Raw genomic sequence first — 18,110 nt, forward strand, 5'->3', positions numbered from 1 at the left:
CCTCACCTTCTGGGGCTCCACCTTCTGGGGCGCCACCTTCTGGACCGCCCTCTGGGGCAGCATCAATAGGATCAGCTTCTCCCTCTGGAGCACCAGCCTCAGGACCTGCATCAGCAGGACCACCCTCTGGGGCAGCAGCAATAGGACCAGCCTCACCCTCTGGAGCACCAGCTTCAGGACCTGCATCAGCAGGACCACCCTCTGGGGCAGCATCAATAGGACCAGCCTCACCCTCTGGAGCACCAGCTTCAGGACCTGCATCAGCAGGACCACCTTCTGGGGCAGCGTCTATAGGTCCGACTTCACCTTCTGGGGCTCCGGCTTCTGGGCCGCCCTCTGGAGCAGCATCTACAGGGCCAGCTTCGCCTTCCGGTGCGCCAGCTTCAGGACCTGCATCAGCAGGACCACCCTCTGGGGCAGCATCTACAGGACCGGCTTCTCCTTCTGGAGCTCCGGTGTCTGGACCGCCCTCTGGGGCAGCATCTACAGGACCGGCTTCTCCCTCAGGAGCTCCGGTATCAGGACCGCCTTCTGAACCTGTATCCCCTTCCGGAATAATTGGCTGCTCACCGGCCTCAATAATCTCATCAATACTACCTGGCATGAAACCACCATCTGAGCCACTAAAACCACCTGGTGTAGCTCCTCCGTCAGCCGTAGCTGGTGCCGAAATTACCGGTTTTTCATCTGCCATCCTGTATCCCCTTTGGTACCTACCAACTCACCCTTGCCAGTAGCCTCTTATTCACATTTATTAGTTGCTCTTATTCATTGGTAGTTATCGTTCACAATCCTACTAGTGTCAAGATACCTAACCTAACCAAAAGCACCTGCAATACCTCTATCTGTTTACTGTTATCCAGCCAGCCTCTTCCATTTTTTTGTAGGCCGTATCCCAAGAGAGTTCGTCTTTGCTCAATGCAACCTTTGTTGTCTTTTGCACAATTTTATTTTTTGTAAACTGCGGCGCATATTTTCCCATCATGCTGTCGAGTTCAGTCTTTTGTTCCTCTCTGGTTGGCGGAACATATGTCATCTCTCCTTGCGGAGATATCGCCATTTCTCTGGTCTCTGCAGGCACTATCACAACTTCTTTATTTTTTGCAAACTGCGGCGCATATTTTCCCATCATGCTGTCGAGTTCAGTCTTTTGTTCCTCTCTGGTTGGCGGAACATATGTCATCTCTCCTTGCGGAGATATCGCCATTTCTCTGATCTCTGTAGGCACTATCACAACTTCAACAATTTCTGGAGACTGCTTAGCGGCCTGTTCCACTGTGTTCACATCTGGAGATTGGCTAATTCCACGCGCTCCCTCCATTTTTCGAATTACCGCGTTCAAGCTGTCTGCAATAACCTCAGCGTCCTCTTGAACTTCATTAATAGCTTGTTGTCTCTCATCGATCTCACCCGATTTTTCTGGTTGTGATGCGATATGTTTTGCCGCAACCGTAGCGGCTGTTTTAAGCAGCGCAGATGTTTCCGGGATCTGGGCAACGGCTGGGGCCGCTGAGGCAGCTGAATTCTCATCCTGTACCATGGCAACCTCCAGGGTCCCAATCTCCTGGAGTAACTCAAAGGCAGAGATGATCAGATCGGTCTCTGCACTGACTGCTGAATCCAGCGCAGTGATGTAACTATTCTCCTCACTTAGCACATCAATCAGTGAGCGTGTCCCCAATTTGCGCTCTTTGCGCGCCAAAGTCAGGAACTCACCAGAGATGTTTGCAGAATTCCTCAGGAACCCTGCATTGGTCTTGTCGGTTATAAGATCTTGCCAAGCGTTACGTACCTTCTCCTCAACATCACGCATCGACTTATCCAGCTTTTCCATCTTTGCGCTTAGATCAGTATCTGATTTGCGCAATCCGTAGAGGTCCTTGCCTCCGGCATAGAGCGGCATCTTGAGCTCAAAGTGCGCTTTGAACTCATTTTTCTTACCGGCCGTTCCTCCATCATCCTTTTTGAACTTTTTGTCTACATTAGCCTTGATGGTGGGATAGAATTTCGTCTTTGCAGTCTTTATATCCTTACGTGCGATCTCAACATCATAGTTGGACCCACGCAGGGATGTATTTTTTCTGTAGGCCATATCCAGCGCCTCCTCCAGGGTTTTTGGCAAAAACTCGGTAGGCATCTCAGGCTTGCGGAAGCTCTTTACATCTCCTGGCTCTACACCAAAGACCGCGCGATACTCATTTCTGGCCTTCACCAGCGATCCCTCTGCCCTGGCTGTCTTCGCATATGCCCCGGCAAGCTTGGACTTACTCTGTAATACGTCAGTTGAGTAGCCTGAACCACGGGCGACACGAGCCTCCTCCATCCCTGTCTGTTTCTTTATGTTCCCCTCGGATTGCTTTGCATATGCCAGCTTGTCTGTGTCCTTCATCAGATTAAGGTATGCCTTGAGAGCAGTAATGGTAATGGTCTGCCTCTTTGCTTGTAGATCATTAGCCTTCTTCTCATACTGTAGCTGCGCCTTGCTGATTCCTGCAGCAGTAGCACCAAAATCTGTAACCAGCTGCTTAACCTCAATCTTGTGTTCACGACGATTGAACATGGTATCGTCATCAGCTGGTTTCTGTTGGTCTTCATAGCCCTTGGAGAGAGTCACATCTACTGTCGGATACCAACCAGCCTGTTTGATTCTGATCTCATGCTGGGCACCTTCCAGCTCTGCCTCTACTTGACTAATCTCATCATCGGTCTCCATGAGTCCGGGCAAAATCTCGCTCAACAACTCGGCCTGCACCGGAGTGACAGCAAGGGAGAGCCCTATGCAGATTGCAGATAGTTTGAATGATAGAACTGAGTTACTCATTTTCATTGCGCGCTTCTTCCGTAGAATTAATAATCTGAACCTCTTAAACTATACTGAAACCACTTGACTGTAAACAATATCTTGTATAATTTTCACAAAAAAACAGCATAACAAACATGTAGTTATATATAATTGTTAGCTAATATACGAGTGGTTATAATTTGTACAGTAAGACAAGACAAGACAAGGATATTCGAAATTAAATTATGATTAATCAAGCAGTTGGCATCGTTGCCATTATCACAATCGTTCTCACCCTGAATGGATGCACAACTAATCCAGCACTGGTCAAGAGCGAGTCTGAGAGTTATCGCACCGGGTTTGCCCATGGCTGTGACAGCAGGGCTGTAGACAATAATCCCTATTACCTTTATCAGAGGGATGTCAAAAAGTACGGTGCCGGTGCCGATGCCGAATATACCCACGGTTGGGATGATGCCTACAAGCGGTGCGCAGAGAAAGGGACACTAACCTCATTCTTTACGCATGAGGAGGCTTTTCTGCATGATGCAATTGAAGATCTACTACCCTAGCTGATCCACATCCCGCACCGCCCCTCTGGCTGCGCTGGTTGTCATTGCCGCATAGGCACGCAGTGCTGCCGATACCTTGCGGTCCCGATCGATCGGTTTCCAGCTATCAGCCCCCTTCTGCTCCATTACGGAACGGCGCTGCTCTAGTACCTCATCATCAACCACCACCCGTATTGTACGGTTGGGGATACTGATCTCGATTATATCTCCCTCCTCTACCAGACCAATTGCACCACCCTCTGCCGCCTCCGGTGAGGCGTGACCGATTGAGAGACCGGAGGTGCCGCCCGAGAAGCGACCATCGGTAATCAGCGCACACTCTTTCCCCAACCCCTTCGATTTCAGATAGCTGGTTGGGTAGAGCATCTCCTGCATCCCGGGGCCTCCTCGTGGCCCCTCGTAGCGGATGAGTACTACATCACCAGCCTTGATCTGGTCATTCAGAATGGCATCTACTGCACTATCCTGACTTTCGAAGATTCTAGCAGGACCACTAAAATCGAGAATGGACTCATCCACACCCGCGGTCTTCACAATACAGCCATCCTCGGCAATATTGCCGTAGAGAACAGCTAGGCCACCATCCTGACTGAAGGCGTGGGCACCATCACGAATACAGCCGTTGGCACGATCTCGATCTAGCTCGTCATACCTCTTCTCCTGACTGAATGCGGTCTGGGTGGGAACGTTACCAGGGGCGGCACGGTAGAACTCCTCCACTGCCGGATCTCTAGTATGGAGAATATCCCACTGGTTTAGCGCATCCCCAATGGTCTTGCTATGGACTGTCCCCTGCAGCGGATGGACTAGCCCCTGTCGCTCCAGCTCTCCAAGAATAGCCATCACCCCACCGGCACGGTGGACATCCTCCATATGGTAGTCGGGGGTCGATGGTGCCACCTTGCAGAGATGCGGAACCTTGCGTGACATCCGATCCATATCCTCCATAGTAAAATTAACACCCGCCTCCTCCGCTGCTGCCAATAGATGGAGCACTGTATTGGTGGAGCCCCCCATCGCAATATCAAGCGCCATCGCATTCTCAAAAGAGCGGAAGGTGGCGATGGAGCGCGGCAGCACTGATTCATCGTCTCCTTCGTAATAGCGCTTGGCCAGACCAACAATTGTTCTGCCAGCCTCAAGGAACAGCTCTCTACGATCTGCATGAGTCGCCAGCAGTGAACCATTTCCAGGCAGTGAGAGCCCCAACGCCTCAGTGAGGCAGTTCATGGAGTTGGCGGTAAACATCCCTGAACAGGAACCACAGGTAGGGCATGCGGAGCGCTCCATCTCCATTACATCCTTATCGGAGACCTTCTCATCTCCTGCTGCAATCATTGGATCGATCAGGTCGAGGTGAACCTCTTTTCCCTGTATCACTGCTTTGCCAGACTCCATAGGGCCGCCGGAGACAAATATCACCGGAATATTTAGTCGCAGTGATGCATTCAGCATTCCCGGGGTGATCTTGTCACAGTTGGAGATACAGACCAGTGCATCGGCGCAATGAGCATTAACCATATACTCAACCGAGTCAGCAATGATCTCGCGTGACGGCAGGCTGTAGAGCATCCCGCTGTGGCCCATTGCAATACCATCATCCACCGCAATGGTGTTGAACTCCTTGGCTACGCCACCGGCCTTCTCGATCTCTCGGGCCACTAACTGACCCATATCCTTGAGATGGACATGTCCGGGGACAAACTGGGTGAAGGAGTTGGCAATGGCGATAATCGGTTTATCGAAATCCTCATTGGTCATGCCGGTGGCACGCCATAGGGAGCGGGCTCCAGCCATATTTCTGCCGTGAGTTGTGGTTCTGGATCGATATTCGGGCATGGTCAACGTCCTGTCTGTTAAAATGGTTCGAATAGTAGCGACAAAGTATACCTTCAGACCCCGATGAGCACAGCAGAGACAATAATAAAATCTTCCCCTACGAAACTCCCTACAGTGGGACTATCACGCCGCCTCTTTGCAATGTTTTATGACAGCCTGTTACTGCTGGCACTACTGCTGATTGCAACAGCTGTTGGAACTATCTTTACCGATGGTGAGGCCACTGACCCAGGTAACCCACTGATGACTACCTGGCTCTTCTTTGTCTCATTCTTCTACTTTGCCTGGCCCTGGCTCAATACTGGACAGACCCTAGGGATGAAGACCTGGCGTATTCGCCTAGAGCGGATTGACGAAAAACCACTCACCCTGTGGCACATATTGTTACGTTTTTTGAGCGCAATCCCATCCATAGGCCTGGGTGGAGTCGGGCTCTGGTGGATGCTGTTCAACAAGGATAAATTGGCGCTCCACGACATCTTCTCGGAGACCAGGATGGTGGATATAAAACAGCTAAAACAGTGACACAATGGAGAAAATCTCCAGCGTGGTCCGGCCTGCCAGGCCCCAATCCTAATCCAGTACGTGTGAAACCAGCCCATCCGCTAGCTTGGGCTCAAACCAGGTGGATTTGGGTGGCATCACCTCATTGGCATCGGCCACATCCATAAGGGCCTCCATGGTGGTTGGGTAGAGGCTGAAGGCAACTGCCATCTCCCCTGAGTCAACCCGCTTCTCCAGCTCTCCCAATCCACGCATTCCCCCCACAAAATCAATTCGATCATCCCTGCGTGGATCACTGATCCCCAGTAGCGGCTCAATCAGATTATTCTGTAGCAGGCTGACATCAAGTGAGGCTACCGGATCATCAGATGGAACCAGTTCAGGGTGGATATCAAGCCGGTACCACTGACCGTTGAGATACATTCCAAACTGGGTGGGTTTCTCTGGACGCACCTCATCAGCACTCATCTCCAGATCAAAAGAGGCGGCAACCATTGCCAGCAACTCATCCACTGAATGGTTGTTGAGATCACGAATCACCCGATTGTAATCAAGAATTTTCATCTCATCATGGGCAAAGGCAACCGTTAGGAAATACTGCGCACTCTCGTTACTGCTCTCCTTGGCGACACGGGAGGCAGAGGCAGAACGGTGGTGTCCATCCGCAATATAGAGTGCCTCGGTGGCATCAAAGATCCGATTCAACTGCTCAATCTTCTCGTCATCATCCAGCACCCAGAGGGTGTGGCCAATCCCATCATCAGCAACCAGGTCATAGATTGGTGCCTCAGATGCTTTCTCATCAATAATGGCCTTGACCGCATCATCTGCCCTATATGTAAGCAGCACCGGGCCGGTCTCTGCGTTGAGTGCCGTGATCTGGCGCACCCGATCATCCTCTTTTACCGGGCGGGTAAACTCATGCTTGCGCACACGGTTAATATCATAGGCCGCCACCGAGGCCCCGAATACCAATCCGGTCTGCACATGGTCTTCCCACCTCAGACGATAGATGTAGTAGCAAGGCTTCTCTTCACGAATCAGCACCCCATCATCAACCAGTCGCTGCAGATTCTCTGCCCCTTTTGCATATACAGCAGGGTCATAGGGGTCCGTCCCCTCCGGCAGATCAATCTCCGGCTTGGATATATGGAGAAAACTGTTGGGACGTCCCTCTGCACGGACTCGCGCCTCAGCAGTATTGAGCACATCGTAAGGTGGTGCCACCACCTCTTCTGCTCGCTCTGGGGCAGGACGAAGACCTCTGATTGGTGTAACTAACATAATAATAATTCCTTAACTATCTCACTGAAGTTCATGATTCAGTCAGGCACTCTGTGTTCCTGACGTTGGCTGCGCCTGCTTAAGGGGTGTTTTAACAGACCAAGCTCACCCCTGTCTGAGCGTAGCGAGTTTGGGTGAGCGCTGTTAAAACATTCCTTAAGCAGGAACAAAGCAGCCATGGGAAGGAAAACAGAGTACCTGACTGAATCAATGTAATCTTATTTCAACTTCTCTCGCAGTATCTGATTGACCTGACCAGGATTGGCCTGCCCTTTTGAGGCCTTCATCACCTGTCCAACAAAGAATCCAAGCAGCTGTTCTTTGCCCGCCCTGAACTGTTCTGCCTGCGCAGGATTGGCTGCAATCACCTCATCAATCATTGCCTCGATTGCGCCACTGTCGGTAATCTGCTTCAGCCCCCTCTTCTCAATAACTGTATCGGCATCACCCTCGCCACCCCACATTGCCTCAAATACCTGTTTGGCGATCTTGCCGGAGATGGTGTTGTCAGAGATGCGTCTGATCATACCGCCAAGCATATTGGCGGATACTGGAGAATCGGCAAGAGAGATACCGTCCTTGTTGAGGGCAGCTGAGAGCTCCCCCATCCCCCAGTTGGCCGCCAGCTTGTTTTCACCACCGGCTGCCTCTGCCACCGCCTCAAAATAGGCGGCCGTATCCCTGCTACTGGTGAGCATACCGGCATCATAGGCACTCAGCCCAAGATGGGTGATAAAGCGGTGCTTCTTCTCATTGGGAAGCTCAGGCAGCTCCTTGCGGATTGACTCGATATACTCATCATCCAGTACACATGGCAGGAGGTCCGGATCAGGGAAGTAGCGGTAATCATTTGCCTCCTCCTTGGAACGCATGGAGCGGGTCTCCCCCTTGTCCACATCGTAGAGGCGGGTCTCCTGAACTACCTTGCCTCCATCCTCCAGGATATCCATCTGACGATCAAATTCATAGGCGATCGCCTTCTCCATAAAACGGAAGGAGTTGAGATTCTTGATCTCGGCACGGGTGCCATACTCCTCCTGACCCTTAGGACGCAGCGAGATATTGACATCCATGCGGAAAGATCCCTCCTGCATATTACCATCACAGATCTCCAGGTACTGCACCAGGGAGTGAATCTTCTTGGCGTAGGCAATAGCCTCTGCCGCAGAACGGATATCCGGCTCGGAGACAATCTCCAGCAGTGGAGTGCCTGCGCGGTTGAGATCAATTCCGGTCATTCCATGGTAGTCCTCATGGAGTGACTTTCCTGCATCCTCCTCCAGATGGGCACGGGTCACCCCAACCATCTTGGTGGAACCGTCCTCGAGGTCAATCTCGATCTCACCCACTCCAACAATCGGCAGATCCATCTGACTGATCTGGTACCCCTTGGGAAGATCAGGATAGAAGTAGTTTTTGCGGGCAAAGACTGACTTGTGTGCTACCTCGGCGTCAATCGCCAGCCCAAACTTGGTCGCCATATGGACCGCCTCCCGGTTCAGTACCGGCAACACCCCTGGTAGCCCCAGATCAACGGCACAGGCCTGAGTATTGGGTTCTGCGCCAAACGCGGTAGAGGCTGCAGAGAAGATCTTTGTCTTTGTTGCGAGTTGGGCATGAATCTCCAACCCGATCACCATTTCCCATTCCATTATTCAATCCCCTCTGGCATCTCTCTATGCCAGTCCGTCACCTGCTGATACCGATGTGCGAGATTTAGCAATTTCGATTCGCTGAAGTGGTTACCAATCAACTGCAGACCAACCGGCATGTCATTACTAAATCCTGCCGGGATTGACATCCCCGGCAAACCTGCAAGGTTGACTGCAATCGTATAGATATCCGAGAGGTACATGGTGACTGGATCATCCGACTTCTCACCCTGACGGAAGGCTGTGGTTGGGGTTACCGGACCCATAATTACATCAACCTTCTCAAAGGCGTTATGGAAATCCTCACTGATAAGACGGCGCAGTCGCTGAGCCTTCAGGTAGTAAGCATCATAATAGCCGGCAGATAGCACATAGGCACCAATCATGATTCTACGCTGCACCTCAGAGCCAAAGCCCTCTCCGCGAGAGCGCTTATAGAGATCCTCCAGATCCTTTGGATCCTCACAGCGATATCCGTAACGAACCCCATCATAGCGAGAGAGATTGGATGAGCACTCTGCTGGTGCCAGTACATAATAGGTGGGAACTGCCAGGCCTGAGTTTGGCAACTCGATCTCTACGATCTCTGCCCCCATCTTGCGATACTCCTCGATCGCCTCCTCCACAGCCTTGCCAATCCCACCATCCAGCCCCTCACTGAAATACTCCTTGGGAAGCCCAATTCGAACCCCCTCCAGGGAGTCATTAAGAGGCGCCGTGTAATCCGGTACTTCACGATCCATGCTAGTAGAATCTTTAGGATCAAAACCCGCCATTGCGTTGAGCATCAACGCCGCATCCTCGGCACTCCGGGTCATTGGACCACCCTGGTCAAGGCTGGAGGCGAAGGCGATCATTCCCCATCGTGAAACCCGACCATAGGTTGGTTTCAGTCCGGTAATTCCACACAATGCTGCTGGCTGACGAATAGATCCGCCAGTATCGGTACCGGTAGCCGCAGGTACCAGCCGAGCAGCCACTGCCGCTGCCGATCCACCGGAGGAGCCGCCGGGCACGGTATCCCGATTCCATGGGTTACTGACCGGACCGTAGTAACTATTCTCATTGGATGACCCCATTGCAAACTCATCCATATTGGTCTTGCCCAGCATTACAAACCCTGCCTGCTGCATCTGCTCAACCACAGTTGCATCATAGGGGGCAATAAAGTTATCCAGCATTTTTGATCCACAAGAGGTTCGGATCCCCTCCGTGCAGAAGATATCCTTGTGAGCAATCGGCAATCCGGTCAATGGGCCTGCCTGACCTGCTGCAATCAGACGATCAGCCTCAGCAGCCTGACTCAGGGCCTCATCACGGGTTACTGAAATGAAGCTGTTCAGTTCCGGGCCAACTCTCTCAATCCTCTCCAGATAGTATTCGGCGAGCTCTACGCTGGATGCCTCTTTATCCCGTAATAGCCGGGATAGCTCAGATAATGTTTTGTTTTTCATAGGTTATTCAATATTTATTTAGTGCAATTCCATTTACACAAAAACCCCCATCCGGGAGTATGCTACCGAGTCACTCCCTACTCAATCACCTTCGGTACCAGAAAGAGGCCTGCATCCGTTTGAGGAGCATTTTGTTGCAGATGTTCCCGCTGGTTTTGTTCAGTGACAACATCTTCACGCAGACGCTGATTTGCATCATGAGGGTGCGCCAATGGCTCCACACCCTCGGTATCCACTGCATTCATCTCATCAACTAGCGAGAGAATCCCGGAAAGATCCTCTGCATAACCGGGGACTGCATCCTCTTTGATGGCCAACCGGGCCAAATGGGCAATCTTCTCTACATCTGATTTTTCAAGTGACATTGTTCATCTCAACCGACAAGCTAATAAAACGCACTAAATTAACATATAAGCATCCTTGCCCCAACCCCAAGCGACTGCTAAAGTTGGAGATTGCCATAACAATTATTATCTCAAAGGAAAAAAGGATGTTTGGACGTCTGTTTGGATTTTTCTCCAACGATCTATCGATCGATCTGGGGACAGCAAATACACTGGTCTATGTGCGCAACCAGGGGATCGTACTAAATGAACCATCTGTTGTTGCCATTCGCGAGGAGAGTCGTGGCGACAGATCCATTACCGCAGTCGGCACAGAGGCCAAGCGAATGCTGGGCCGCACCCCAGGAAATATTACCGCCATTCGTCCACTCAAGGATGGGGTAATTGCTGACTTCAATATTACCGAGAAGATGTTGCAGTACTTTATTCATAAAGTACATGAAAACCGCTTCTTCAAGCCAAGTCCTCGTGTACTGGTCTGTGTTCCGTGTGGCGCAACCCAGGTTGAGCGTCGTGCCATCAAGGAGTCGGCAGAGGGTGCCGGCGCACGTGAGGTTCATCTGATTGAGGAGCCAATGGCTGCTGCGATTGGAGCCGGCCTTCCAGTAGAGCAGCCAGGCGGCTCAATGGTAGTTGATGTTGGTGGTGGCACCACCGAGGTAGCAATCATCTCGCTGGCTGGAGTTGTCTACTCTGCATCAACCCGTGTTGGTGGCGACCGACTTGATGAGGCTATCGTAAATTACGTCAAAAGAAATTACGGCAGCCTTATTGGGGAGGCAACCGCAGAACGGATCAAAATCGAGATTGGAAGTGCCTTTCCGGGCGATGAGATTCGTGAAATTGAGGTTCGTGGTCGTAATCTTGCCGAGGGTATTCCGCGCGCATTTACAGTCAACAGCAATGAAATCCTGGAGGCACTACAAGAGCCAATCTCGGAGATTATCCGGGCAGTCAGGGATGCTCTGGAGAAGACTCCACCTGAGCTGGCAGGAGATATTTCTGAAAGAGGGATGATTCTGACTGGTGGAGGAGCACTGTTGCGTGATCTCGATCGCCTGCTTACAGAGGAGACCGGTCTACCGGTTGCTGTTGCGGAGGATCCACTTACCTGTGTTGCTCGTGGAGGGGGACGTGCCCTGGAACTGATGGACAAGATGAACAGTGACTCCTTTCTGAGTGACTAAGGAACACTCTATACATTATCGACAAACTATTTTCTGAACTTGTCTGTCAACGCTGCATACAGATCCGCATCACGTGGGGCAATCTTCAAGAGAGGTGATACTCTTGTCTTGAAGATGGTTGTAGTGACTCTGCTATCAATCGCCCTGATTGCAACAGATCACCATTTAGAGAAGTCACACCAGATCAGGCAGTGGATGGAGACTTCACTCTATCCTCTACATCAACTAATTAATTTTCCTGGCAGTCTGTCAATCTGGATTGCCGATGAGACAACATCCAGTGAATCACTTCAGGAGCAGAACGCAAGCCTGAGAAAAAAAAATCTTCTACTGCAGCACAAACTTCAAAAGTATGAGGCAGTTGAGGCTGAAAACAGTCGCTTGCGGGAACTGCTGGACTCCTCATTTATCCTTGGTGAGATTCAGAGAAATGACCGGGTACGTCTTGCAGAGATCATCTCTGTAGACCTCGATGCATTTAATAAGGAGATCATTCTCAACAAGGGAAGTGATGACAAGGTATATATTGGCCAACCCTTGATGGATGCATCTGGGGTGATGGGGCAAATTATACGGGTTACACCGATATCGAGCACTGCCCTGCTGATATCATCATCACGCCACTCCATCCCTGTCCAGAACCGCAGAAACGGGGTCCGCTCTGTAGCAATTGGTTTAGGCCAATCCAACCGGCTCAAACTCCGTTTTCTTCCAACTGGAAGTGACCTCCGTAGCGGTGACACACTCATTACCTCCGGATTAGGTGGCAAATTCCCATATGGGTATCCGGTTGGAACCATCAAATCAGTTAATCATCCCGAGGGGAAACCATTTGCCGAGGTCCTGTTAACCCCGACAGCATCTCTGGAGAGAAGCCGTGAGGTCTTGTTGATATGGCCATCAAGACAACTTGGAAGTATGGAATGATGGCATACACAAGCAGGCGCAAGACCCAGGCCAATGTAGCATGGAGCATGGCTGCCATTCTTGTTGCAGGGGCAATTATTTTGACCGTGGTTCCTCTCCCAGAATATCTGCGTCCATTCCGTCCTCACTGGATCATCCTGGCCCTGTTTTATCTGGGAGTGTTCAGCCCAATGCAAAGTGGGATAGTAAGAAGCTGGTTGCTTGGAGTTGTAGTTGATGTATTAACCGGCACTCTTATGGGGATGCATGCACTTACATTCTCTCTGACAACCTTCATCACCCTTCGGTTTCACCTGCAACTTCGTGTATTTGTCGTTGCCCAACAGATGATTACCATAACTATTCTGATACTGCTCAATTTAATAGTTGAGATCATGATTCGTGCTGCAACAGGAAATCTGGTTGATACAATATATTTCTGGGGACCTCTCATCTCTACTCCTCTCTTCTGGCCTCCTGTATATATTCTGGCAAGCCGCCTGACCAGGCTACTTAACGAGCGATGATCCCTACACTAAAGGACCACCACTTCGAGGCAAGAATGTTTCGTACCAGGGTGATAGTTTCCATTGGATTTGTGATATTCATGGTTTTGGTATTGATTTTCAGGGTATTCAACCTCCAAATCATTCAGCATGACCACTTCACCACCCTATCAGATGATAACCGTGTCCACACACAACCCATCTCTCCTCCCAGAGGCAATATTTATGATAGAAACGGAGTGTTGCTGGCTAGCAACCGCACCACTTTTCGTCTGGAGATAACTCCCGGCAAAGTCACCAATATGGCGGATACTCTCAAGAGAATATCTCCACTAATCTCCTATAACGAAGAGGATCTGGAGCGCTTCCACCGTGAGCGCAGACGGGCCCATAAATCAGACTCTGTTCCACTACGGTTCTCTCTCAATGAGGATGAAGTGGCACGGTTTGAGGTTAATCGCCACAAGTTTCCTGGAGTTGCCATTCGTGACCACCAGACACGCCACTACCCTCTTCATAATCTAACTGCCCATCTTATCGGTTATATAGGAAGAATTAACGAGGCCGAGCTTCAACAGATTGATCCGCGCCAATATCGTGGAACAGAATATATTGGAAAAACCGGAATTGAACACTACTACGAAGATATTCTCCGTGGCACTCCAGGCATGCGCCAGGTTGAAAGCAATGTGCTGGGACGTTCTCTCCGGATACTTGAGGAGACAAACCCGACCCCTGGCGACAACCTGTTTCTTACTATAGACAGCAAACTTCAATCAATTGCCGATGAGGCAATGGGGGAATATCGTGGTGCAGTAGTCGCCATCCACCCCAAGACAGGAGAGGTTCTTGCAATGTTAAGCAAGCCATCCTTCAACGCCAACCTCTTTGTGAATGGCATTAGTCGTAACGCTTATCAGGAGCTACGTGACTCAAAGGATCGCCCTCTGTTCAACCGCTTTCTGCGGGGGCAGTACCCTCCAGGATCTACTGTCAAGCCACTAATGGCGCTGGCAGGACTGGAGACGAAACAGATACACGCTGATGAGTCTACTTTTTGTAGAGGTTGGTATCAGATAAAAGGGTACCGACACAAATATCGTGACTGGAAAAAACGGGGGCACGGTGATACAGATCTTGACAAGGCCATTGTGGAATCATGTGATGTCTATTTCTACAACCTTGCCTATCGCATGGGTATTGATGCAATCAATCAGTATGTTGGGCAGTTTGGATTTGGCAAACGTACAGGCGTAGATATCACTGGAGAGCAACCTGGTGTTCTACCATCTCGTCAATGGAAAGAGGTAAACCTGGAGCAACCATGGTATCCGGGTGAGACCTTGAGTGTCGGTATTGGACAGGGTTTTTTTACTGCCACCCCGCTACAGCTCTCATCCGCAACAGCAACTCTTGCCAACCAGGGACAACGGATGCAGCCCCGTCTGCTCTACGCAATTCAGGGGGCAGGCGCAAAAACTCCTCAACTACAGCCATATCAATCCCTTAATCAGATACCGATAAAGAGACAAGCCAACTGGGATCAGATCCATGAATCCATGCGTCGTGTAGTCCATAGCCGCCGCGGTACTGCAAAAAAAGTTGGTAGAAAATCAAAATATACAATCGCAGGAAAAACTGGCACAGCCCAGGTATACACCATAAAACAGGGAGACACATATGATGAGGCCAGTCTGCCAGAGCATCTGCGTGATCATGCCCTGTTTGTTGCCTTTGCCCCGCAAGAGGATCCGGAGATTGCCATTGCAGTAATTATTGAGAATGGCGGTCATGGTGGATCTGTCGCCGCCCCCATTGCCAAACAGGTGATGGACCAATATCTTCTGGAGTCTGCCGGATGAGTAGCCATTCTGCACTGGAGTCTCGTGGAGTTGACCATACCCAGAGAAAAACACCATTGGCATTTCGCCTTCATATTGATCTACCACTTTTAACGGCACTGCTTGTGCTCAGCATATTTGGGACAGTTATCCTATACAGTGCCAGCGGGGGTGACCTGGAGATGCTGACCCGTCAGATCACCCGTGTTGCTGTTGCCTTTACCGTTCTCTTTATAGTTGCTCAGACACCGCCACACTGGCTCAAGATAATCACCTTCTGGCTCTTTGTGATTGGCCTGATTATGCTGATTGCTGTTCCTCTGGTAGGCGAAAGCCATAAAGGTGCCCAGCGCTGGCTCAACCTGGGGATATTTCTTGTCCAACCCTCCGAGATGATGAAGTTGATCATACCGATGATGGTTGCTGCCTACTTGTCTGAACAGCACCTTCCTCCAGAACCAAAACGGTTACTGATTGCAACTGCAATTATCATCTTTCCAGTTCTTCTGATTGCAAAACAGCCTGATCTTGGCACTTCTCTGCTTATCGCCAGCGCAGGCTTTTTTGTCCTCTTTATGGCGGGAATATCGTGGAAAATTATTGCCGGGTTGAGTGCATCTGTAGCTGCTCTACTGCCACTATTCTGGATCTACCTGATGAAGGGATATCAAAAGCAGAGGGTCCTTACCTTTCTTGACCCAGAGAGTGATCCCCGTGGCTCTGGATACCATATTATCCAGTCCAAGATTGCCATAGGATCGGGCGGAGGATTTGGCAAGGGATGGTTCAATGGCACTCAGTCTCAACTGGAGTTTCTGCCCGAACGCCACACCGATTTTATATTCGCAGTCTTGGCGGAAGAGTTTGGATTCATGGGTGTGCTGTTCATCTTCTCCATCTATCTCTTTATTATTTTCCGCGGACTGACAATAGCCATGGAAGCACAGGAGACTTATACCCGTCTGTTGGCAGGCGGAATTACCATGATCTTTTTTACCTATTTCTTTGTGAATGTTGGTATGGTCACCGGTCTTCTGCCTGTTGTTGGATTACCACTACCAATGGTCAGTTATGGTGGCACCTCAATGGTTACACTGATGGCAGCCTTCGGTATTCTAATGTCTATTCATACTCATAGACGACTATTGAACAAATGAAAAAAATCACTCTCACAACCATAGCCCTGCTGCTCTATTCACAACTGGCCCTCTCACTGACCTCGCCGGAAGGGCTTGACCATGAACTTCTGCAACGTGATAACGTGCAGAGCTTTATCAACCGAATGGTCAACAACCATGGATTCAGCAGAGATGATCTTACAGAGACGCTGGGGCAGCTAACTCTGCGCGAAAAAAAAACCGGATCTGGAACATCATCTACCAAACGCAAGAAGAAGATGAACAACCCGGCAGAATCCAGGCCATGGGCAGAATACAGGGGCAAACATGTCAAGCCTGGAATCATCAGGAACGGAGTCAAGTTCTGGAACAACAACCGGGGAACTCTGGAGCGTGCAGAAAAAGAGTATGGTGTTCCTCCCCATATTATTGTTGGTATCCTCGGAGTAGAGACCCGCTATGGTGGCTACATGGGGAAGAACCCGGTCATCAATGCACTGGCAACCTTCGCCTTCAACTATCCCAGGCGTGAACGTTTCTTTACCTCTGAGCTGGAGGAGTTTCTACTGATGGCCCGGGAAGAGAAGAGAGATCCATATAGCTATCTTGGTTCATATGCTGGCGCCATGGGAATGTCGCAATTCATGCCCAGCAACTACCGAAAACTGGCTGTTGATTTCAACCAGGATGGTGCCAGAGATATCTGGCACACCCCGGACGATGCTATTGGCAGTATTGCAAACTACCTGAATCACCACGGATGGAAAAGTGGCGAACCAATTGCCACCCCGGCAACTTATACGCAGCCCGCAAAAACAGCAACCAAACATCTGGTCAGATCTGGTGACTCTCTATGGAAAATTGCCAACAATCTACGAACTACCGGCGGAGCATCCACTGATTCAATAATGAAACAGATCACCGACCTGAACCCTGATGCTTTTGTTGAACAGAATCCGGACAGATTGATTAAAGGGGTCACACTAACCCTTCCTGCACCTGCTGATCGCCCCTACAAGAACCTTATCCTGAAAAAATTGCGTCCAAAATATAGTGTTGGCGATATTCTCAATGCCGGTTTTCAGATTGAAGAGGAGTACCCTGCTGATGCCAAGGCGCTACTGCTGGAGCTTAAAGGTGCCAAAGGGAGAGAGTTTTGGGTTGCCCGACACAACTTCTATGTCATCTCACGATACAACCCCAGAACCATGTACACCATGGCTGTCTTCCAGTTGAGTGACGAGATACGCAAGGCCTACAACAGGGCGCAGAATCAACCATGAACAATCCCATATTTTTCACTCTCACACTTGCGGCATCCATCTTGCTGCTAAACGGATGCAGTACAACACCAACAGACAACAAATTACCGCTGGTAACCGATGCAATCCCAAAAGATGAACCACTGTGTAAATATGGAAATATGGCCTCATACAAGGTCAAAGGGATTGAGTACAGACCAATGCGCTCGGCCACAGGCTTTACCGAACGCGGGATCGCCTCATGGTATGGGCCCAACTTTAACGGCAAACCAACATCCTGTATGGAGACATACGATATGTACAAGATGACAGCCGCTCACAAGACACTCCCACTACCGAGCTATGTGGAGGTGACAAATCTTGATAATGACAAAAAGATTGTGGTCAGGGTTAATGACAGAGGCCCATTTCATGAGGGGAGGATAATAGATCTCTCCTATGCGGCCGCTCTAAAACTGGATGTTGTAAAAAAAGGTACTGCTCCCGTCTCTATTCGGGTGCTGACACCTGGCGCAAAAACAGCTGCGCCACCAGGAGACAACCGATATCTGCAGCTAGGGGTTTTTGCAGAGAAGAAGAATGCCGATGCTCTTAGAGCAAAACTTGCAGAGCGGATAACAGTTCCTGTAGAAATCAAGGGTATTGTGAGCAATGGCAGATCTCTTTATCAGGTAATGATCAACCCCCAGTCTGGCAGATACTCAATAACAACCATTCGTAATCAACTGGAAAAAATTGGTATTAACGGGATTGTCAAAAAACAACAATGAATCACAAACAGGAAAATGCAATTTCTGAAAACAGGCCTCGGTCAGCAATTTCGATGGATCTTGGCATCTCTTTTTCAAGCGGTATAACC

16 protein-coding genes are annotated in these 18,110 nt (G+C 50.1%); 9 read left to right on the forward strand and 7 right to left on the reverse strand.

Annotated elements, in window-relative coordinates; all coding sequences use genetic code 11:
- Nucleotides 1-694: hypothetical protein (locus H8D24_00420; GenBank protein ID MBC8518856.1), on the reverse strand; the 694-nt coding region annotated here is incomplete at its 3' end.
- A 147-nt stretch (nucleotides 695-841) separates the two neighbouring features.
- Nucleotides 842-2,827, reverse strand: coding sequence for a TolC family outer membrane protein (locus H8D24_00425; protein MBC8518857.1), 1,986 nt, complete (start codon nucleotides 2,825-2,827; stop codon nucleotides 842-844).
- Between the two features lie 200 nt (nucleotides 2,828-3,027).
- Between H8D24_00425 and H8D24_00430 the strand changes: the two genes are divergently transcribed.
- Entirely contained in the window at nucleotides 3,028-3,354 is a 327-nt protein-coding gene (locus H8D24_00430; protein ID MBC8518858.1) for a hypothetical protein, read from the forward strand.
- On the opposite strand, the gene ilvD is transcribed toward H8D24_00430, so the two are convergent.
- A complete protein-coding gene (gene ilvD / locus H8D24_00435) occupies nucleotides 3,346-5,193 on the reverse strand; it encodes a dihydroxy-acid dehydratase (GenBank protein MBC8518859.1) in 1,848 nt (615 codons plus the stop codon). The two genes, H8D24_00430 and ilvD, sit on opposite strands and share 9 nt — an antisense overlap.
- Nucleotides 5,194-5,307: 114 nt before the next feature.
- Between ilvD and H8D24_00440 the strand changes: the two genes are divergently transcribed.
- Nucleotides 5,308-5,718 carry an RDD family protein gene (locus H8D24_00440; protein ID MBC8518860.1) on the forward strand — a complete coding sequence of 137 codons (411 nt, stop codon included), beginning with the start codon at nucleotides 5,308-5,310 and terminating at the stop codon, nucleotides 5,716-5,718.
- A 48-nt stretch (nucleotides 5,719-5,766) separates the two neighbouring features.
- Here H8D24_00440 and H8D24_00445 read toward each other — a convergent pair whose 3' ends face one another.
- From H8D24_00445 to gatC, 4 genes are all read right to left on the reverse strand, one after another.
- Nucleotides 5,767-6,984: a DUF1015 domain-containing protein gene (locus H8D24_00445; GenBank protein ID MBC8518861.1), complete on the reverse strand. Its 1,218-nt coding sequence runs from the start codon at nucleotides 6,982-6,984 to the stop codon at nucleotides 5,767-5,769.
- A 215-nt stretch (nucleotides 6,985-7,199) separates the two neighbouring features.
- Nucleotides 7,200-8,633, reverse strand: coding sequence for an Asp-tRNA(Asn)/Glu-tRNA(Gln) amidotransferase subunit GatB (gene gatB, locus H8D24_00450; protein MBC8518862.1), 1,434 nt, complete (start codon nucleotides 8,631-8,633; stop codon nucleotides 7,200-7,202).
- Nucleotides 8,633-10,087: an Asp-tRNA(Asn)/Glu-tRNA(Gln) amidotransferase subunit GatA gene (gene gatA / locus H8D24_00455; GenBank protein MBC8518863.1), complete on the reverse strand. Its 1,455-nt coding sequence runs from the start codon at nucleotides 10,085-10,087 to the stop codon at nucleotides 8,633-8,635. The genes gatB and gatA overlap by 1 nt, the downstream gene beginning before the upstream one ends.
- Before the next feature lie 77 nt (nucleotides 10,088-10,164).
- Nucleotides 10,165-10,452, reverse strand: coding sequence for an Asp-tRNA(Asn)/Glu-tRNA(Gln) amidotransferase subunit GatC (gatC, locus tag H8D24_00460; protein MBC8518864.1), 288 nt, complete (start codon nucleotides 10,450-10,452; stop codon nucleotides 10,165-10,167).
- Nucleotides 10,453-10,577: 125 nt separating this feature from the next.
- On the opposite strand from gatC, the gene H8D24_00465 reads away from it, so the two are divergent.
- The 7 genes from H8D24_00465 to H8D24_00495 all read left to right on the forward strand — a co-directional run bounded on the left by H8D24_00465 (nucleotide 10,578) and on the right by H8D24_00495 (nucleotide 18,021).
- Nucleotides 10,578-11,618 (forward strand): rod shape-determining protein, encoded by a 1,041-nt coding sequence (locus tag H8D24_00465; protein MBC8518865.1) that lies wholly within the window; start codon nucleotides 10,578-10,580, stop codon nucleotides 11,616-11,618.
- A gap of 108 nt (nucleotides 11,619-11,726) precedes the next feature.
- Nucleotides 11,727-12,545, forward strand: coding sequence for a rod shape-determining protein MreC (gene mreC, locus H8D24_00470; GenBank protein ID MBC8518866.1), 819 nt, complete (start codon nucleotides 11,727-11,729; stop codon nucleotides 12,543-12,545).
- Nucleotides 12,542-13,051, forward strand: coding sequence for a rod shape-determining protein MreD (mreD, locus tag H8D24_00475; protein MBC8518867.1), 510 nt, complete (start codon nucleotides 12,542-12,544; stop codon nucleotides 13,049-13,051). Before mreC ends, mreD begins: the two co-directional genes overlap by 4 nt.
- Nucleotides 13,048-14,892: a penicillin-binding protein 2 gene (gene mrdA, locus H8D24_00480; protein MBC8518868.1), complete on the forward strand. Its 1,845-nt coding sequence runs from the start codon at nucleotides 13,048-13,050 to the stop codon at nucleotides 14,890-14,892. Before mreD ends, mrdA begins: the two co-directional genes overlap by 4 nt.
- Nucleotides 14,889-16,028: a rod shape-determining protein RodA gene (gene rodA, locus H8D24_00485; protein MBC8518869.1), complete on the forward strand. Its 1,140-nt coding sequence runs from the start codon at nucleotides 14,889-14,891 to the stop codon at nucleotides 16,026-16,028. The genes mrdA and rodA overlap by 4 nt, the downstream gene beginning before the upstream one ends.
- Nucleotides 16,025-17,272 (forward strand): lytic murein transglycosylase, encoded by a 1,248-nt coding sequence (locus H8D24_00490; GenBank protein ID MBC8518870.1) that lies wholly within the window; start codon nucleotides 16,025-16,027, stop codon nucleotides 17,270-17,272. Before rodA ends, H8D24_00490 begins: the two co-directional genes overlap by 4 nt.
- The gene (locus H8D24_00495; GenBank protein ID MBC8518871.1) at nucleotides 17,269-18,021 is read left to right on the forward strand and encodes a septal ring lytic transglycosylase RlpA family protein; all 753 of its coding nucleotides are present in this window, start codon (nucleotides 17,269-17,271) and stop codon (nucleotides 18,019-18,021) included. Before H8D24_00490 ends, H8D24_00495 begins: the two co-directional genes overlap by 4 nt.
- The last annotated feature ends 89 nt before the right edge of the window (nucleotides 18,022-18,110 follow it).

This window comes from Candidatus Thiopontia autotrophica (genome assembly GCA_014384675.1).
Lineage (GTDB): Bacteria > Pseudomonadota > Gammaproteobacteria.